Below are 15,949 nucleotides of genomic sequence, written 5' to 3'. Positions count from 1 at the left end.
GGAGACACCAATATGCGCATCACCACTGCCGCACTCGCCGCCGCCATTGCACTTGCCATCGGCGCTTGCGCCCGCACGCCGGCGCCAGACGCCAGCGCCGCGGCGACCGCTGCACCCGCCGACTACTACGGCACGCTGGAGCCATTCGCCGCGAACGCGGTGTACTTCGTGGTCACCGACCGCTTCGTCAACGGCGACACCTCCAACGATCAGCGCACGCAGGGTGGCAAGCACCGCACCTTCAACATCCCGCTGCCGCCCTGCGACGGCGTGGCCGGCAACATCGGTTACCTCGGTGGCGACTTCAAGGGCATCGCCGACAATCTCGATTACATCCGCGGCATGGGCTTCACCTCGGTGTGGATCACGCCCATCGTCGACAACCCCGACGAAGCCTTCACCGGCGGCGGCAAGCCCGGTTGCGGCACGATCCTGACCGACCAGGGCAAGTCCGGCTACCACGGCTATTGGGGCGTGGATTTCTACAAGCTCGACGAACACCTGCCCAGCCCCGGCCTGGACTTCAAAGGCCTGGCCGATGCCATGCATGCCAAGGACATGAAGCTGGTGCTGGACATCGTCGGCAACCACGGCTCGCCGGCCTGGGGCATGCCGAAGCCACAGCCGAAATTCGGCCAGATCTTCGACAAGGACGGCAAGCTGATCGCCGACCACCAGAACCTGCCGCCACAAAAGCTCGATCCCGCGCACAACCCGCTGCAGCGCTTCTACAACACCACCGGCCCGGTCGATGGCGCCACCGGTTCGATCTTTGACGGCAACCTGGCGCAGCTGGCGGATTTCGATGCTGCCAATCCGGCCGTGCTCGACTACCTGGCCGGCGCCTACGAACAATGGATCGACCAGGGCGCCGATGCCTTCCGCATCGACACCATCGCGTGGATGCCGGATGCCTTCTGGCAGCAGTTCACCACGCGCATTCGCGCCAAACATCCGGGCTTCTTCATGTTCGGCGAGGCGTTCGATTACGACGCGGCGAAGATCGCGACGCATACGCTGCCCGGACATGGCGAAACCAGCGTGCTCGACTTCCCGATGAAGCAGGCGATGGACGAAGTGTTCGGCCGCAAGGACGCAGGTTACGAACGGCTGGCACCATCGCTGTTCCTGCAGGGCGGGCCGTACGCGAATCCGTACGACCTGGCCACGTTCTACGACAACCACGACATGCCGCGCATGGACGCTAGTGACGAGGGCTTCATCGATGCGCACAACTGGCTGTTCACCGCGCGCGGCATCCCGGTCGTGTACTACGGTTCGGAGATGGGCTTCATGCGCGGACGCGCGGAGCACGGCGGCAACCGCAATTATTTCGGCGTGGAAGGCATCGCCGCGGCGCAACGCAGCCCGATCCATGCCGCGCTTTCGCGCATCGCCAACGCACGCGTGCAATCGCCTGCGTTGCAGCGCGGCGTGCAGGTCAACATCGAGCTGAAGGGCGACCGCGCCGCGTTCTATCGCGTGTACCAGCACGACGGCAAACACCAGATCGCGCTGGTGTTGCTCAACAAGGGCGATGCGCCGCAGCGTTTCGGGATCGCATCGATGCTGCAGGCCGGCAATTGGCGCTCCGCGCTGGACGGCAGCGCGATCGACGTCGCCGCGAATGGCAGGCTGGAGGCCGACGTGCCCGCACACGGCGTGCAGGTTTACCTGCTGGATGCCGCGGTCACCGAGCCTTCTCTGCAAGCCGCGCTGGCAACGGCGATGGGCGACGCCAGCCGCCCACGCTGAGGCGGCTCAGCCCGCGCTGGACTGGCGAACCTCGAGCGTCGGCGCGATGGTGATGCTTTCCGCCGGCTCGTCGCGCACCAGGTGCAGCAGGGTGTCCACCAGCAGCTCACCGGCCATGGAGGTGTCCTGCACCACTGTGGTCAGCGGCGGATTGGAGAACCGCGACATCGGCGTACCGTCGAAACCGACCACCGCCACGTCTTCGGGCACGCGCAGACCGGCTTCCTTCAAGGCATGCATCGCACCAATGGCGATCAGGTCGCTGGCGGCGAACACCGCATCGAACGGCAGCTCGCGCGCAATCAGCATCCTTGCCGCCTCGTAGCCGGCCTGCTCGGTGCTGGCGGCATCCACCTGCAGCGCCGGGTTCATGCGCAGGCCGGCCTCACGCAACGCGGCATCACAGCCGCAATACCGCGCGAAGAACTCCGGGAAGTGGGTGGACGCATCGCCAAGGAAAGCGATCTTCTTGCGCCCCAACCCGACCAGGTGACGGCCGGCCAGCGCACCGCCCTCGGCATTGTCGCAACCGATTGAGATGCCGGGTTGCCCCGGCAGCACCGCGCCCCAACGCACGAAATGCGTGCCCTGCGCGACCAGGTGCGCCAGCTTGCTTTCGTAGGCCAGGTAATCGCCGTAGCCGAGCAGGATCAGGCCATCGGCCTTCATGCTGTCCTCGTAATCGGCATGCCAGTCGTCCGACAGCTGCTGGAACGACACCAGCAGGTCGTGGCCGTGGCGCGCGCAGGCGCGAGTAATCGAGCCAAGCATCGACAGGAAGAACGGATTGATGTGCGAGTCGTCCGGGGTGGGATCCTCGAACAGCAGCAGCGCCAGGGTGCCGGCGCGCTGGGTTCGCAAGCTGGACGCGTGGCGGTCGACCTTGTAGTTGAGCTCGCGCACCGCCTCCTCGACCCGCTTGCGGGTCTCCGCGTTGACCAACGGGCTGCCGCGCAACACGCGCGATACGGTGGCCTGCGACACGCCCGCACGATGGGCGATGTCCATCGAAGTGGCCTTGGTCTTCTTCTTCGCGCGAGTGGGCGATTGCATCGCTGCAGTGTGCAATCGGCATGCGTGCGAATACAAGGCGAATCGCAGGCGAAAAAAAGGCCGATGGTTTCCCATCGGCCCTTGCGTATGGTGCGCCCGGAGCGATTCGAACGCCCGACCCCCAAGTTCGTAGCCTGGTGCTCTATCCAACTGAGCTACGGGCGCAGTAGTGGAATTATGCCGAACCAACGAAACGCTCGTCAATCAGGTGTATTCCAACGCATGAACAACCAAGTGGCGGAGACTGAGGGATTCGAACCCTCGATGGAGCTTTTGACCCCATACTCCCTTAGCAGGGGAGCCCCTTCGGCCTCTCGGGCAAGTCTCCGAGGCTGTTCAAGCGAGCGCGAAGGATACAGGCTGCGCTTCGATCCGGCAAACCTTCAGGGCGATTTATCGCCGCCGCCCTTGCCGCCTTCGTCATCGTGGATGCGCTGGTAGATCTCTTCGCGATGCACCGCCACGTCCTTTGGTGCGGTAATGCCGATGCGCACCTGGTTACCCTTCACGCCGAGCACGGTAACGGTGATCGCATCACCGATCATCAGTGTCTCGCCTACCCGTCGGGTCAGGATCAACATCGTGCAACTCTCCTGTCGCTTGCAGCCGTCCCGACACGCGTCCTGCGTACGGGTACGGAGTGCATCCAATTGCGTCCGATGATACGGGCCTTCATTCAGTTTTCACAACCGGGGGGCAGGAATTACACCATTCGGCTGCGTATCCATTCGGGTACGCCGCCTAGCGCGGTCACCAGCGCAGGGCCATCATCGCCACCGCCTTGCGCCATGTCAGGGCGACCGCCACCCTTGCCGTTGATCTGACCGGCGACATGGCCCAGCAGTTCCCCGGCCTTGATCTTGCCGCCGGCAGATCCGCTGACGCCGGCTACCAGTGCAGCCTTGCCGCCCTCGGTACCCGCCAACAACACGACGGCATCGCCCAACTGCTGCTTGAGGCGATCTACCGCATCACGCAAGGCCTTGGCATCGAAGCCTTCCAGGCGAACCGCCAACACCTTGACGCCGGCCACATCCTGCGCCTGCGAAGCGAGGTCGCTGGTCGCACCCGAGGCTGCCTTCGCCTTCAACGCTTCCAATTCGCGCTCAAGCTTCTTCTGCCGGTCGAGCAGGCCACGCAACTTGTCGCCGACATCGCCGACGGTGCCGCCAAGCAGTGATGCTGCCTCACCCAGCCGGCGCTCTTCCTCGGCGACGTAGTCCAGTGCACCCTGCCCGGTCAGCGCTTCGATCCGGCGCACGCCGGCGGAGACGCCGCCTTCGGACACGATCTTGAACAAGCCGATGTCACCGGTGCGGCGCACATGGGTGCCACCACACAGCTCTGTGGACGTGGGGCCGAAGCGCAGCACGCGCACTTCCTCACCATACTTCTCGCCGAACAGCGCCATCGCACCGAAATCCAGCGCCTCCTGCATACCCATGTGGCGGATTTCGCCTTCATGGTTGGCGCGCACTTCGGCATTCACCTGGCGCTCGATCTGCGCCAACTCCGCCGCCGTCACCGGCTGGAAATGCGAGAAGTCGAAACGCAGCCGATCCGGCGCAACCAACGAGCCCTTCTGTTGCACATGCGTGCCCAGCACGTTGCGCAGTGCGGCGTGCAGCAGGTGGGTGGCGCTGTGGTTGAGGATGGTGGCACCGCGACGGGCGGCATCGACCGAAGCCAGCACGCGATCGCCGCGCTTCAGCGTGCCCGCCGCCAGCGTGCCGACGTGGCCGTGGAACTGGCCGGCGAGCTTGAGCGTGTCGTCCACGGCGAAGCGCACGCCCTGCTCGTCCAGTTCACCGGTATCGCCAACCTGGCCGCCGGATTCGGCGTAGAACGGGCTTGCGTCGAGGATCACGATGGCGCTATCGCCGGCTTCGATCGACGCAACCGGCTTGCCGTCCTTCAACAACGCCAACACTTCGAGTCCGCCAGCCGCCAGCGATTCGTAGCCGAGGAATTTCGTCGGCGTCAGCTTCGCGACAAGATCGGCCGGCAGCTGCACGCCGCCGCCGAACTTGCCCGCGGCACGCGCGGTTTCCTTCTGCTGCGCCATCGCCGCGTCGAAGCCGGCCACGTCCACCGACATGTCGCGTTCGCGCGCCATGTCCTGGGTGAGGTCCAGCGGGAAGCCGTAGGTGTCGTACAGGCGGAAAGCATCGGCGCCGGGAATGATGGCGCCGGATTTCGCCGCCACGTCATTGAAGATGCGCATGCCCGAATCCAGCGTTTCGGCGAAGCGCTCTTCTTCGGCCTTCAACGCGCGCTCAGCGGTGGTGCGGCCTTCGCGCAGCACCGGATAGGCATCGCCCATCAATGCATCGAGGGTGGACACCAACTTGTAGAAGAACGGCTCGCGCACGCCCAGCATCCAGCCGTGGCGCAGCGCACGGCGGATGATCCGGCGCAACACGTAACCACGACCCTCGTTCGACGGCAGCACGCCATCGACGATCAGGAAAGCGCTGGCACGGATATGGTCGGCGATCACCCGCAGAGACTTGTTGTCGAGGTCAGGGGTAGATGTCAGTTCGGCGGTGTGCTTGATCAGCGCCTGGAACAGGTCGATCTCGTAGTTGGAGTGCACGCGCTGCAGGATCGCAGTGATGCGCTCCAGGCCCATGCCGGTATCCACGCAAGGCGCCGGCAGCGGGGTCAGGGTGCCGTCGGCCGCACGATCGAACTGCATGAACACGTTGTTCCAGATCTCGATGTAGCGGTCGCCATCCTCGTCCGGCGAACCAGGCGGGCCACCGAAATGCCCCGGGCCATGGTCGTAGAAGATCTCGGTGCAGGGGCCGCAGGGGCCGGTATCGGCCATCTGCCAGAAATTGTCCGACGCGAACGGTGCGCCCTTGTTGTCGCCGATACGGATGATGCGCTCCGGCGGCAGGCCGATGTCGTTCAACCAGATGTCGTAGGCCTCGTCATCGGTGTGGTAGACCGTGGCCAGCAGGCGGTCCTTCGGCAGCTTCCAGACTTCTGTCAGCAGCTCCCAGGCCCAGCCGATTGCTTCCTTCTTGAAGTAATCGCCGAACGACCAGTTGCCCAGCATCTCGAAGAAGGTGTGGTGGCGCGCGGTGTAGCCGACCTGGTCGAGGTCGTTGTGCTTGCCGCCTGCCCGCAGGCATCGCTGCACATCGGCCGCACGCACGTAGCTGCGCTTCTCCGCACCCAGGAACACGTCCTTGAACTGGACCATGCCGGAGTTGGTGAACATCAGGGTCGGATCGTTGCCCGGCACCAGTGGCGCCGACGGCACGATGGTGTGGCCCTTCGAGGCAAAGAACTCCAGGAAGTCCTGGCGGATATCGGAAGTGGTTTTGACGGGCGCGCTGTTGGCAGGCATGTTCATGCAGGCATCTGGGAATGGGCGGGCGCCTGAATGCGCCGCGATCCCGTCAAGATGCGGGCGCGGTATCGAGTTGGCAACCCAATCATGCAATTCTACAGGCCCGGTCCGGCCTCAGTCCTCGTCCGGCGCGGCCTGCAAGGCGTGCCGAAGCTGCTCCATGCCGAAACCGCGCCGCAGCAGGAAATCCCCTGCCTTGCGCTGCGCAACCCGGTCGCCCGTCATCGCCCCCGGATGGCGACGGCGCAACAGGTCGCGGGCATTTTCCACCCAATCGCCTTCGAAGCCATCGAGCGCGGCGGTAATCGCCTCGCTGGCCAGTCCGTGCGTGCTCAACTCGGCGCGGATGAAGGCGGGGCCGTAGCCGGCATAAGCGCGGTTACGCACCAGCGATTCCGCGAAACGGGTGTCGTCCTGCCAACCAGCGGCTGCAAGCTTGTCGATGGCGGCCCGCGCGTCTCCTGCCTCGACACCGCGATGCGCCAGCTTGCGCGACAACTCCTGCCGGGAATGCTCGCGCCGGGTCAGCAAACCCAACGCACGCTGGGTGGGTGAAGGCTCCGGGCGGCGACGGCACTTACGCGCTGACGAGGACGTTTCACCGCCACCGCCGCCCGGCACCGTCATTCGTCGCTACCAGCGCTTTCGTCGCGCGAGATTTCTTCCGGCACGAACTTCTCGCGCAGGGCGGCTTCCAGCTTCTGCGCCGCAGCCGGATTTTCCTTGAGGTAGGTGCGGGCGTTTTCCTTGCCCTGGCCGATGCGCTCACCGTCGTAGCTGTACCAAGCGCCGGCTTTCTCGACCAGCTTGGCATCCACGCCCATGTCGATCAGTTCGCCTTCGCGGCTGATGCCCTCGCCGTAGAGGATCTCGGTGATGACCTGCTTGAACGGCGGCGCCAGCTTGTTCTTGACGATCTTGATCCGGGTCTGGTTGCCGATGATCTCGTCGCCCTTCTTGATCGAGCCGATGCGGCGGATATCCAGGCGCACCGATGCGTAGAACTTCAGCGCATTGCCGCCAGTGGTCACTTCGTTGCTCTGGCCGGGCATCATGATGCCGATCTTCTGGCGCAGCTGGTTGATGAAGAACACCATGCAGTTGCTGCGCTTGATGTTGCCGGTCAGCTTGCGCAGGGCCTGGCTCATCAGGCGGGCCTGCAGGCCGGGCAGCTGGTCACCCATCTCGCCCTCGATTTCCGCCCGCGGCGTCAGCGCCGCAACCGAGTCGATGACCACCATGTCCATCGCGTTGGAACGCACCAGCATGTCGGCGATTTCCAGCGCCTGCTCGCCGGTATCCGGCTGCGACAGGTAGAGCTCGTCCAGGTTCACGCCCAGCTTCTGCGCATACACCGGATCCAAGGCGTGCTCGGCGTCGATGAAGGCACAGGTGCCGCCGGCCTTCTGGCATTCGGCGATGGTCTGCAGGGTCAAGGTGGTCTTGCCGGAGGATTCCGGGCCGTAGATTTCCACCACGCGGCCCTTCGGCAGGCCACCGATGCCCAGCGCGATGTCCAGCATCAGCGAGCCGGTGCCGATGGTTTCCACGGCTTCCACTGCGCGTTCGCCCATGCGCATCACCGAGCCCTTGCCGAACTGCTTCTCGATCTGGCCCAGGGCCGCCGCAAGCGCGCGCTTCTTGTTTTCGTCCATCGTGGTGTTCCTCAAGGTCGGTAATGCGTGTGAATTCGGAATATGGGCAGGTTAGGCGGCGGGTATCGCAAATGCTGCGACGATGCGCGCCGTGCGTTCAAGATGCCGATGGGAGATGCCCGCAGGTATCAGAGAATGCCCTGAGCACGACTGAGGCTTGCGCGCGTCACGCATTCGGGCGCACCAGGCCGCAATACAGCCCTTCAATGGCGAAATCCTGCCCGGGCTGTACTTCGATCGGCGCGTAGTCGGGGTTGCGCGGCAGCAAGCGGATGCGGCCCTGCCCGATCTTCAGCAGTTTGACGGTGATCTCGTCATCGATGCGGGCGATCACCACCTGCCCGTTGCGCGCGTCGGCGGTACGGTGCACGCCGATCAGGTCGCCATCGAAGATGCCTTCGTCGCGCATCGAATCGCCTTTCACTTTCAATAGGTAATCCGGTGCCGGCGAGAAGAAGGTGCGGTCCATCAGCACCACCTGCTCGGAGCCGATGTCCGCGCCGATCGGCACGCCAGCGGCCACCTGCCCCAGTACCGGCAGTTGCAGCACGTCGTCATTGGTCGGCAGCGGCAGTTGCTGCGGACCGTCCGGCAACTGCAGCAGGCGCAGGCTGCGCGCACGGCCTGGGCTGCGCTCGACGATGCCGGCAGCCTCAAGCGCTTCAAGGTGGTACTGCGCGGCGCGCACCCCCTTGAAGCCGAAGGCGCGGGCGATCTCCGCTTGCGAAGGGGCGAAGCCGTCCGCCTCGATGCGTTCGGCGATGAAGGCGTGGATGCCACGCTGGGTGTCGGTCAGGCTCATGGTTAGTAGTAATACTACTAACGAATTGACCCGTCAACACCCGAACCAGGATTTCAACCCAGTTGGTGCTCCAGGCCACGCAGGGCCGCCGCCACGGTTTGCCGGCGCACTGCGTCACGATCACCTTCGAAGTGGAAGATTTCGGCGCGCGGGTAGCCGCCGCGCCGCTTCCAGGCGACCCAGACCGTACCGACCGGCTTGTCTTCCGTGCCACCACCCGGGCCGGCGATGCCAGTCACCGCCACTGCGATGCTGGCACCGGAATGCACCAGCGCGCCGCTGACCATCTCCACCACGCACTCGCGACTGACCGCACCGTGCACTTCCAGGGTGTGCGGATTGACACCGAGCATGGCCTGCTTGGCCTCGTAGCTGTAGACGGCCATGCCGCAGTCGAACCAGGCCGAGGAACCGGCCACGTCTGTCACCGCCTTGGCGATCCAACCACCGGTACAGCTCTCGGCGGTGACCAGCATCTGCCGCGCAGCCTGCAGGCGTGCACCGGTGGCTTGCGAAAGCGCATCAAGTTCGGCATCGGTGGGAACGATCATCGGCGGCTCATCACTGGCAGGCATGCGCGTTGTAGCGCATGCCTGCGCAACATGCACGCCCGAAACGAAACCGGCCCGCATTGCGGGCCGGCTTCGCGACGCATGGAGACGGCTCAGAAACGCTTGCGGAAAGTGATTCCGTAAGTTGCTGGCGCGCCCGGGAAGGCATTGAACGAATTCAACGCGACGTTCGGCAGCGGCGACAGATTCTGCAGCGGCGCATCGAACCCGACCTGGTTGTAGTACTTGTTGAAGATGTTCAGCCCCCACAACTCCAACGCCCAGCTACGGTCGCTGGCGCCCACGCCGATGCGGGCGTTCACCACCGTGTAGGCATCCTGCATCTTCTCCGGATCGAGGTCGGAGCCGGTGTTGAACTCGGACATGTACTTGGCGCCGATATTGAAGCGCGCCATCACGCCTTCATCGATTTCACGCTCATACGTCACCGCGGCGGAAGCGGACACTTCCGGCGCGAAGCTGATCTGGCTGCCCGGCAACTTGTACAGGGCACCGACCGTGGGACACGCGGCCGATACCTGGCTAGGCCCGACGAAGTCGCAACCCGGGATGCTGTCGCCATATTCGGTCTTGGCGTAGGTCACGCCACCTTGCAGCATCAGGCCCTTGATCGCGGCCGACTGCCACAGCACCTCGGTATCGATGCCGCGCGAGACGACTTCCGGGATCGAACGCACCACGAAACTGGTGCCGAGGAAGCTGTTGAGCTGGAAATCGCTGTAGGTCTGGTGGAACAACGCGGCATTGAGCAGCAGGTTGCCACCCAGCCAGGTGGTCTTCGTACCCAGTTCATAGCTGTCGACGAATTCGCCGGGGAACGACGTATCCAGCACCGGCAACACGCCCGTACCGCCACTGGACAGGCCATTCGACGACTGCACGCGGTCCAGGTTGAAGCCGCCGGCCTTGTAGCCGCGCGCACCGGACAGGTAGAACATCGCGTTGTCATTCATCCGGTAGGCGAACTTGAGCGTGCCGGACCATTCCTTTTCGCTGAGTTCCTGGTGGGAATCGCGCGAGGCCGCGTTGTGCAGCGGATTCACCCACGGCAGACAGGAATAACCGACCACATTGCTGATGATGGTCTGTTGAGTTTGCGCCGGCAACGACCCAAACGGCACGCTGCGATTGGTCAGCGAAGTCCCGATGCGGGTCGCCAGCGCGGCCCGTCCAGCCGCAGTCTGCATCATCGTCAACAGCGTGCCACAGGCACCACCGCCGGACGGATTGCTGTACAGCGAATCCAGCTCCTTGTCTTCCTTGGTGTAGCGCAGGCCAAGCACGATGTCGAAGGCCTCGGTGACATGGAAACTGTTGTTGGTAAACAGCGCGATGCTCTTGGCGTTCTGGTCGTAGCGATCGAGCGCGGACAGGTTGCCGAAACCCGCGTTGTACGACAGACCCGTCACTTCCTGGATGAAGGTGTTGGAGGAGGGCGCGTTACGGAACGCCGGATTGATCGAGGTCAGGATCGCCGACGACAGGTAGGCGCCGTAATCGCTGCCGATGCGGTAGGACTCGTTTCGGGCGATGTCTTCATTCGCATAGAACAGGCCCACCATCCAGTCCACCCGGTCGGTGGCGCCGGTCAGGCGGAATTCCTGGCTGAACTGCTTGAAGCCGGAGAACGATTCGTCGCCGATGCCGTTGCGGTATAGGATGTCGGCGGTGGAAAAATCGAAGTCCAGGCCGTTCACCGTCTTCCAGTCGCGTGCGGCGGTGATGGAGGTGAGCGTGGCGCCACCGAACCACGGCGTGTTCCAGTTGACCTCGGCGCTCAGGCCCTTGTCGCGGATCCGCTGTTCGGTGCCGCGATTGCTCCAGGCCTGGCGCGCTTCCGGATCGGCCGTCAGCGCCACGCCCGAGTCCACCGCGAGGCGATTGACGATATCCCCGGTCAGCCCACGCACCGTGGTGACTGCGGTGCAACAGTTTTCGTTGCGATTGGTGGCATCGGCGACGAAGTTGATGTCGAGGTCGTCGTTCGGCGTGATCCGCCACTGCGCGCGCACCGAGTCGTAATCCTGATCGTAGTCGTCGCGGTTATTGCGCGGGCCGGCGCCGGTATGCACCTTCATGAAACCGTCGCGCGAACGCTGGGTGGCATAGATGCGGAACGCGTTCTTCTCGCCCACCGGCGTGTTGAAGGATGCGGAGAAGCCCATCGCGCCGGGCGTGCCGAAGGTGAGTTCAACGTCGCCGCTGCGAACGAAATCCGGGCGCTTTGTGACCACATTGATCACGCCCGCCGAGGTGTTCTTGCCGAACACCGTGCCCTGCGGCCCTTTCAACACCTCGATCCGTTCCAGCTCGCCCAGGTCGCCGAAGCCCACGCTGTTGCGCGGACGGTACACGCCGTCGATGACCACGCCGACGGACGATTCCAGGCCGACGTTGTCGCCCACCGTGCCGATGCCGCGGATGCGCGCGGTGGTGATCGCCTCGCTCTGGGTGCTGGTCACGGTCAGGCCCGGCACCAGCGTCTGTAAATCCTTGATGTCACGCACACCGGCATCCTGCAATGCCTCCTGCGACAGCGCGGTGACCACGATCGGCACGTCCTGCAACGCTTCCTCGCGCTTCTGTGCGGTCACCACCAGGGTGTCGAGCGTCTTGGCTGCTTCCTGTTTCTGCTGTGCAAGTGCGGCGGCGTCCTGGGCGAATGCCGGGAACGCGGACATCGCGGCCAGTGCCGCAAACACGGCGACGGCCAACGGCTTGGGTTGCGGTTGCTTGCTGTACATGGATTCCCCCTTGGTTGAATACGCCGGAATTCGTGCCGCCACGTCGGCGGTGGCGTCATCGTCATCATCATCGGCGCGACCACGTGGGGGTATGACGCGCGGGCAGCGTGAAGGCCGCCTTGACGGAAAACTAACACATCCGTACGCCCACGTGTCCAGTGTCAGTTGCCGATGAAACAAGGGGATCGGGCACACTATGGGCCTTGTTGCATAGCCTGCGTCGATGTCTGCCGAACACACCCCCCTGATGCGCCAATTCTTCGCCGCCAAGGCGGAGCACCCGGACGTGCTGCTGTTCTTCCGGATGGGCGATTTCTACGAACTTTTCTACGACGATGCCCGCAAAGCCGCGCGCCTGCTGGACATCACCTTGACCCAGCGCGGCAGTTCCGCCGGCCAGCCGATCCCGATGGCAGGCGTACCCCACCACGCCTACGAAGGCTACCTGGCGCGGCTGGTGGCCTTGGGCGAATCTGTTGCGATCTGCGAGCAGATCGGCGACCCGGCGACATCAAAGGGCTTGGTCGAACGCAAGGTAGTGCGCATCGTCACCCCCGGCACGGTCACCGACGAAGCCCTGCTCGACGAACGCCGCGACATCCTGCTGCTGGCGATCAGCCGCGGCAAGCAAGGCTACGGGCTTGCGTGGGCCGACCTGTCCAGTGGCCGCCTGCGGGCCAATGAAGTCGATAGCGACGACGCACTGGAAGCGGAACTCGCCCGCCTGCAACCGGCGGAAACCTTGATCGCCGATGAGGACGGATGGCCGGCCGCCGTGCTGGAGACACGCGGCCTGCGCCGGCGCGCGCCGTGGTTGTTCGATGCCGACTCCGGCCGCCGCCAATTGCTGCAGTTCTTCGGCGTGCACGATCTCACCGCCTTCGGCATCGAGGACAAACCACGCGCGATTGCTGCCGCAGGCGCCCTGCTCGGCTATATCGAGGAAACCCAGAAGCAGCGCCTGCCCCACCTGCGCGCCATCGCGCTTGAAACCAGCGATGAAGCCGTAGCGATGAATGCCGCAACGCGCCGGCACTTGGAGTTGGATTCGCGCGTCGATGGCGATGCGAGGGCAACCTTGCTCGGCGTGCTGGATTCCACCGTCTCGCCGATGGGCGGTCGCCTGCTGCGACGCTGGCTGCATCGCCCGTTGCGTGATCGCAAGGTGGTCGGCGAACGCCACCATGCCGTCGCCACATTGATCGAGGCACGCGCAGACGACCTGCTGCGCGAAGCCTTCCGCGCGCTTGGCGACCTGGAACGCATCCTCTCGCGCGTAGCCCTGCGTAGCGCGCGCCCGCGCGACCTGTCGACCCTGCGCGATGGCCTGTCGCTGCTGCCCGCCGTGCGCGAGATCCTCGCCAACCTCGATTCGCCGCGCCTGCGCGCCCTGCATGACGAACTCGGCGAACACGATGCCACCGCGCATCTGTTGCGTTCGGCCATCGTCCCGCAGCCGCCGCTGCTGGCCCGCGACGGCGGCGTGATCCTGGAGGGCTACGATTTCGAGCTGGACGAGTTGCGCACGCTGTCCACGAATGCCGACCAATTCCTCATCGACCTGGAAGCACGCGAGCGCGAGGCCACCGGCATCGCCAACCTCAAGGTCGGCTACAACCGCGTGCACGGCTACTTCATCGAGATCAGCAAGGGCCAGGTCGACAAGGCACCGGTGCATTACACGCGACGGCAGACATTGACCGGCGCCGAGCGCTACATCACCGAGGAACTGAAAGGCTTCGAGGACAAGGTGCTGTCCGCGCGCGAGCGTTCGCTGGCCCGCGAAAAGCTGTTGTACGAAGGCCTGCTCGACCTGCTCAACGAAGAACTGGAACCGCTGCGCCATTGCGCCGCCGCATTGAGCGAACTCGACGTGTTTGCCGGCTTCGCCGAACGCGCGCAGACGCTGGACTGGACGATGCCGCAGTTGCAAGACGCACCCGGCATCGCCATCGAACGTGGCCGCCATCCGGTGGTGGAGGCGCTGCGCGACGCGCCGTTCGAGCCGAACGACCTGGTGTTCGATGACGCCGCGCGCATGTACGTGATCACCGGCCCCAACATGGGCGGCAAGAGCACCTTCATGCGCCAGAACGCGCTGATCGTGTTGCTGGCCTGCATCGGCAGCTTCGTGCCGGCATCGAAAGCCGTGATCGGCCCGATCGACCGCATCCTCACCCGCATCGGTGCCGGCGACGACCTCGCACGCGGGCAGTCGACCTTCATGGTCGAGATGAGCGAAACCGCCTACATCCTGCACCACGCCACCGAACAATCGCTGGTGCTGATGGACGAGATCGGCCGCGGCACTTCAACGTACGACGGACTCGCCTTGGCCGATGCCGTCGCGCGGCAACTCGCCGCGAGCAATCGCAGTTACACGCTGTTCGCCACCCACTACTTCGAGCTGACCGCGCTGGCCGAACCGGGCAGCGGCATCGCCAACCTGCACCTGGATGCGGTCGAGCACGGCGATGCGCTGGTGTTCATGCACGCGGTGCGGCCCGGCCCAGCCAACCGCAGTTTCGGCTTGCAGGTAGCGGCGCTGGCCGGTTTGCCGAAAGCCGCGCTGCAACAGGCACGCGCACGGCTGGCCGAACTGGAAGCGCAGGGCCGCGATGCACCGACCTTGCCGCTGAGCGCGCCGGCACTGGATTCGCCGCAGCAGATCGGCCTGTTCGCACCGCCATCAGCGGCGATGGAAGCGCTGGCCTCCATCGATCCGGACGACCTCACGCCGAAGCAGGCGCTGGAGGCGCTCTATCGGTTGAAGTCGCTGGGCTGACAGCGACGCATCCGCTTGCGCCGATTTCGAATGTGGTGGTGGCCTGTCAACCGATCACGCGGAAAAAAGTTGATCCCTGTTGAGGGTGTTGCCTGTCGCAACGCACCGGACAACGGAGGTCCGCCATGATCCAGATTCGCCAAGCACGGCCGTTCGCCAATCGCACTGCCCTGATCGCGTGCGTCCTGCTGTTGCTGCAAGGGTGCGGTGGTGGCGGTGGCGGCAATTCAGGAGGTGCGACTTTGCCCGCGCCGCCGCCGCGGCCTCCTCTTCCCCCGCCGCCGTCGCAGCCATCGAATCCCCAACGCATAGCGGCCGCCACCACGACCGCGCAGGGTGACACCAACGCATGCGCATCGATCCGGCCGTTCTATTGGGAGGTCGGCGACAAGTCCTCGGGACTCGCCTCGGGCTCGGTGGATTCGGCGACCGATCCCACGGTGTACAAGGCGGACACACCGATGGCGATCGCCTCGGCATCGAAATGGGTGTATGCCGCGTATGTCGCGCAGATGCGGCCTGGCCCACTCACCACCGAGGACATCAAGTTCCTGACATTCCGCAGCGGTTACACCAGCTTCAATGGGTGCTTGCAGGGACAAAGCGTGGATGAGTGCGTCGCCTTCGCGGACAACGGCCTGTACCACCCGGCCAACGACGGGATGTTCTCCTATGGCGGCGGCCACATGCAGAAGCACGCGAGCTTGATCGGCCTGGGCCCGCTGCGCAACGACGGTCTCGCCGCCGAGGTGCGCGCGAAGATCGGCAACGACATCGCACTGCTCTACACGCAACCACAACTGGCCGGTGGACTGTTCACCACCGCGAGCGATTACGCGCTGTTCCTGCGCAGGTTACTCGGCAACCAGCTGCGGCTTGGTGCAATGCTCGGCGCCAACGCGGTATGCACCAACCCCGGCACCTGCGCGCAAGCGCGCAACACGCCCGTGCCCGCGACGGAGAGCTGGAACTACTCGCTGGGCCACTGGGTCGAAGTCGATCCGCTTGTAGGCGACGGGGCGTTCAGCAGCGCAGGAGCGTTCGGCTTCTATCCGTGGATCGACGCAAGCAAGACGTGGTACGGCATCGTCGCCCGCAAGCAGGCAACGGCGGGCCAGGATACCGACCAGAATCTCGGAGAGGGTTATCGTTCGACCCAGTGCGGCCGGTTGATACGCAAAGCCTGGGTCACGGCCACCGTGCAGTAAGTCGATGGGCGTCG

Annotated in this window: 11 protein-coding genes and 2 tRNA genes; 3 read left to right on the top strand and 10 right to left on the bottom strand. The window is 64.8% G+C overall.

Annotated elements, in window-relative coordinates; all coding sequences use genetic code 11:
- The first annotated feature begins 12 nt into the window (after nt 1-12).
- Nucleotides 13-1,755: an alpha-amylase family glycosyl hydrolase gene (locus G7079_RS06320; protein ID WP_166056498.1), complete on the top strand. Its 1,743-nt coding sequence runs from the start codon at nt 13-15 to the stop codon at nt 1,753-1,755.
- Between the two features lie 6 nt (nt 1,756-1,761).
- Here G7079_RS06320 and G7079_RS06315 read toward each other — a convergent pair whose 3' ends face one another.
- The 10 genes from G7079_RS06315 to G7079_RS06270 form a co-directional block, all read right to left on the bottom strand.
- A complete protein-coding gene (locus tag G7079_RS06315; RefSeq protein ID WP_166056497.1) occupies nt 1,762-2,808 on the bottom strand; it encodes a LacI family DNA-binding transcriptional regulator in 1,047 nt (348 codons plus the stop codon).
- Between the two features lie 88 nt (nt 2,809-2,896).
- A tRNA-Arg gene (locus G7079_RS06310) sits at nt 2,897-2,973 on the bottom strand.
- A 70-nt stretch (nt 2,974-3,043) separates the two neighbouring features.
- Nucleotides 3,044-3,136: transfer RNA gene (locus tag G7079_RS06305), tRNA-Ser, on the bottom strand.
- A 55-nt stretch (nt 3,137-3,191) separates the two neighbouring features.
- Nucleotides 3,192-3,389 (bottom strand): carbon storage regulator CsrA, encoded by a 198-nt coding sequence (gene csrA / locus G7079_RS06300; protein ID WP_166056496.1) that lies wholly within the window; start codon nt 3,387-3,389, stop codon nt 3,192-3,194.
- Between the two features lie 122 nt (nt 3,390-3,511).
- Nucleotides 3,512-6,166: an alanine--tRNA ligase gene (gene alaS / locus G7079_RS06295; RefSeq protein ID WP_166057862.1), complete on the bottom strand. Its 2,655-nt coding sequence runs from the start codon at nt 6,164-6,166 to the stop codon at nt 3,512-3,514.
- A gap of 117 nt (nt 6,167-6,283) precedes the next feature.
- The gene (locus G7079_RS06290) at nt 6,284-6,796 is read right to left on the bottom strand and encodes a regulatory protein RecX (RefSeq protein ID WP_166056495.1); all 513 of its coding nucleotides are present in this window, start codon (nt 6,794-6,796) and stop codon (nt 6,284-6,286) included.
- Nucleotides 6,793-7,824 carry a recombinase RecA gene (gene recA, locus G7079_RS06285; protein WP_166056494.1) on the bottom strand — a complete coding sequence of 344 codons (1,032 nt, stop codon included), beginning with the start codon at nt 7,822-7,824 and terminating at the stop codon, nt 6,793-6,795. The genes G7079_RS06290 and recA overlap by 4 nt, the downstream gene beginning before the upstream one ends.
- 166 nt (nt 7,825-7,990) lie before the next feature.
- Nucleotides 7,991-8,626 carry a transcriptional repressor LexA gene (gene lexA, locus G7079_RS06280; RefSeq protein WP_166056493.1) on the bottom strand — a complete coding sequence of 212 codons (636 nt, stop codon included), beginning with the start codon at nt 8,624-8,626 and terminating at the stop codon, nt 7,991-7,993.
- Between the two features lie 53 nt (nt 8,627-8,679).
- A complete protein-coding gene (locus tag G7079_RS06275) occupies nt 8,680-9,177 on the bottom strand; it encodes a CinA family protein (RefSeq protein ID WP_166056492.1) in 498 nt (165 codons plus the stop codon).
- A 113-nt stretch (nt 9,178-9,290) separates the two neighbouring features.
- On the bottom strand, nt 9,291-11,942 hold the full coding sequence (locus G7079_RS06270; RefSeq protein WP_240906257.1) for a TonB-dependent receptor: 2,652 nt from the start codon (nt 11,940-11,942) through the stop codon (nt 9,291-9,293).
- 223 nt (nt 11,943-12,165) lie between these two features.
- Between G7079_RS06270 and mutS the strand changes: the two genes are divergently transcribed.
- Together mutS and G7079_RS06260 are read left to right on the top strand one after the other, a co-directional pair.
- A complete protein-coding gene (gene mutS / locus G7079_RS06265; RefSeq protein ID WP_166056491.1) occupies nt 12,166-14,727 on the top strand; it encodes a DNA mismatch repair protein MutS in 2,562 nt (853 codons plus the stop codon).
- A 125-nt stretch (nt 14,728-14,852) separates the two neighbouring features.
- Nucleotides 14,853-15,935: a hypothetical protein gene (locus tag G7079_RS06260; protein WP_166056490.1), complete on the top strand. Its 1,083-nt coding sequence runs from the start codon at nt 14,853-14,855 to the stop codon at nt 15,933-15,935.
- Nucleotides 15,936-15,949: the final 14 nt, after the last annotated feature.

It is taken from the genome of Thermomonas sp. HDW16 (assembly GCF_011302915.1).
GTDB lineage: Bacteria > Pseudomonadota > Gammaproteobacteria > Xanthomonadales > Xanthomonadaceae > Thermomonas.
The sequence above is the reverse complement of the archived record's forward strand: the minus strand, read 5'-3'. Positions and strand labels throughout refer to the sequence as shown.

Bases quoted from the DNA above. Each gene is read 5' to 3' on its own strand.
- G7079_RS06320 (WP_166056498.1), top strand. From the start codon at position 13: ATGCGCATCACCACTGCCGCACTCGCCGCCGCCATTGCACTTGCCATC.
- G7079_RS06315 (WP_166056497.1), bottom strand. From the start codon at position 2,808: ATGCAATCGCCCACTCGCGCGAAGAAGAAGACCAAGGCCACTTCGATG.
- csrA (WP_166056496.1), bottom strand. From the start codon at position 3,389: ATGTTGATCCTGACCCGACGGGTAGGCGAGACACTGATGATCGGTGAT.
- alaS (WP_166057862.1), bottom strand. From the start codon at position 6,166: ATGCCTGCCAACAGCGCGCCCGTCAAAACCACTTCCGATATCCGCCAG.
- G7079_RS06290 (WP_166056495.1), bottom strand. From the start codon at position 6,796: ATGACGGTGCCGGGCGGCGGTGGCGGTGAAACGTCCTCGTCAGCGCGT.
- recA (WP_166056494.1), bottom strand. From the start codon at position 7,824: ATGGACGAAAACAAGAAGCGCGCGCTTGCGGCGGCCCTGGGCCAGATC.
- lexA (WP_166056493.1), bottom strand. From the start codon at position 8,626: ATGAGCCTGACCGACACCCAGCGTGGCATCCACGCCTTCATCGCCGAA.
- G7079_RS06275 (WP_166056492.1), bottom strand. From the start codon at position 9,177: ATGATCGTTCCCACCGATGCCGAACTTGATGCGCTTTCGCAAGCCACC.
- G7079_RS06270 (WP_240906257.1), bottom strand. From the start codon at position 11,942: ATGTACAGCAAGCAACCGCAACCCAAGCCGTTGGCCGTCGCCGTGTTT.
- mutS (WP_166056491.1), top strand. From the start codon at position 12,166: ATGTCTGCCGAACACACCCCCCTGATGCGCCAATTCTTCGCCGCCAAG.
- G7079_RS06260 (WP_166056490.1), top strand. From the start codon at position 14,853: ATGATCCAGATTCGCCAAGCACGGCCGTTCGCCAATCGCACTGCCCTG.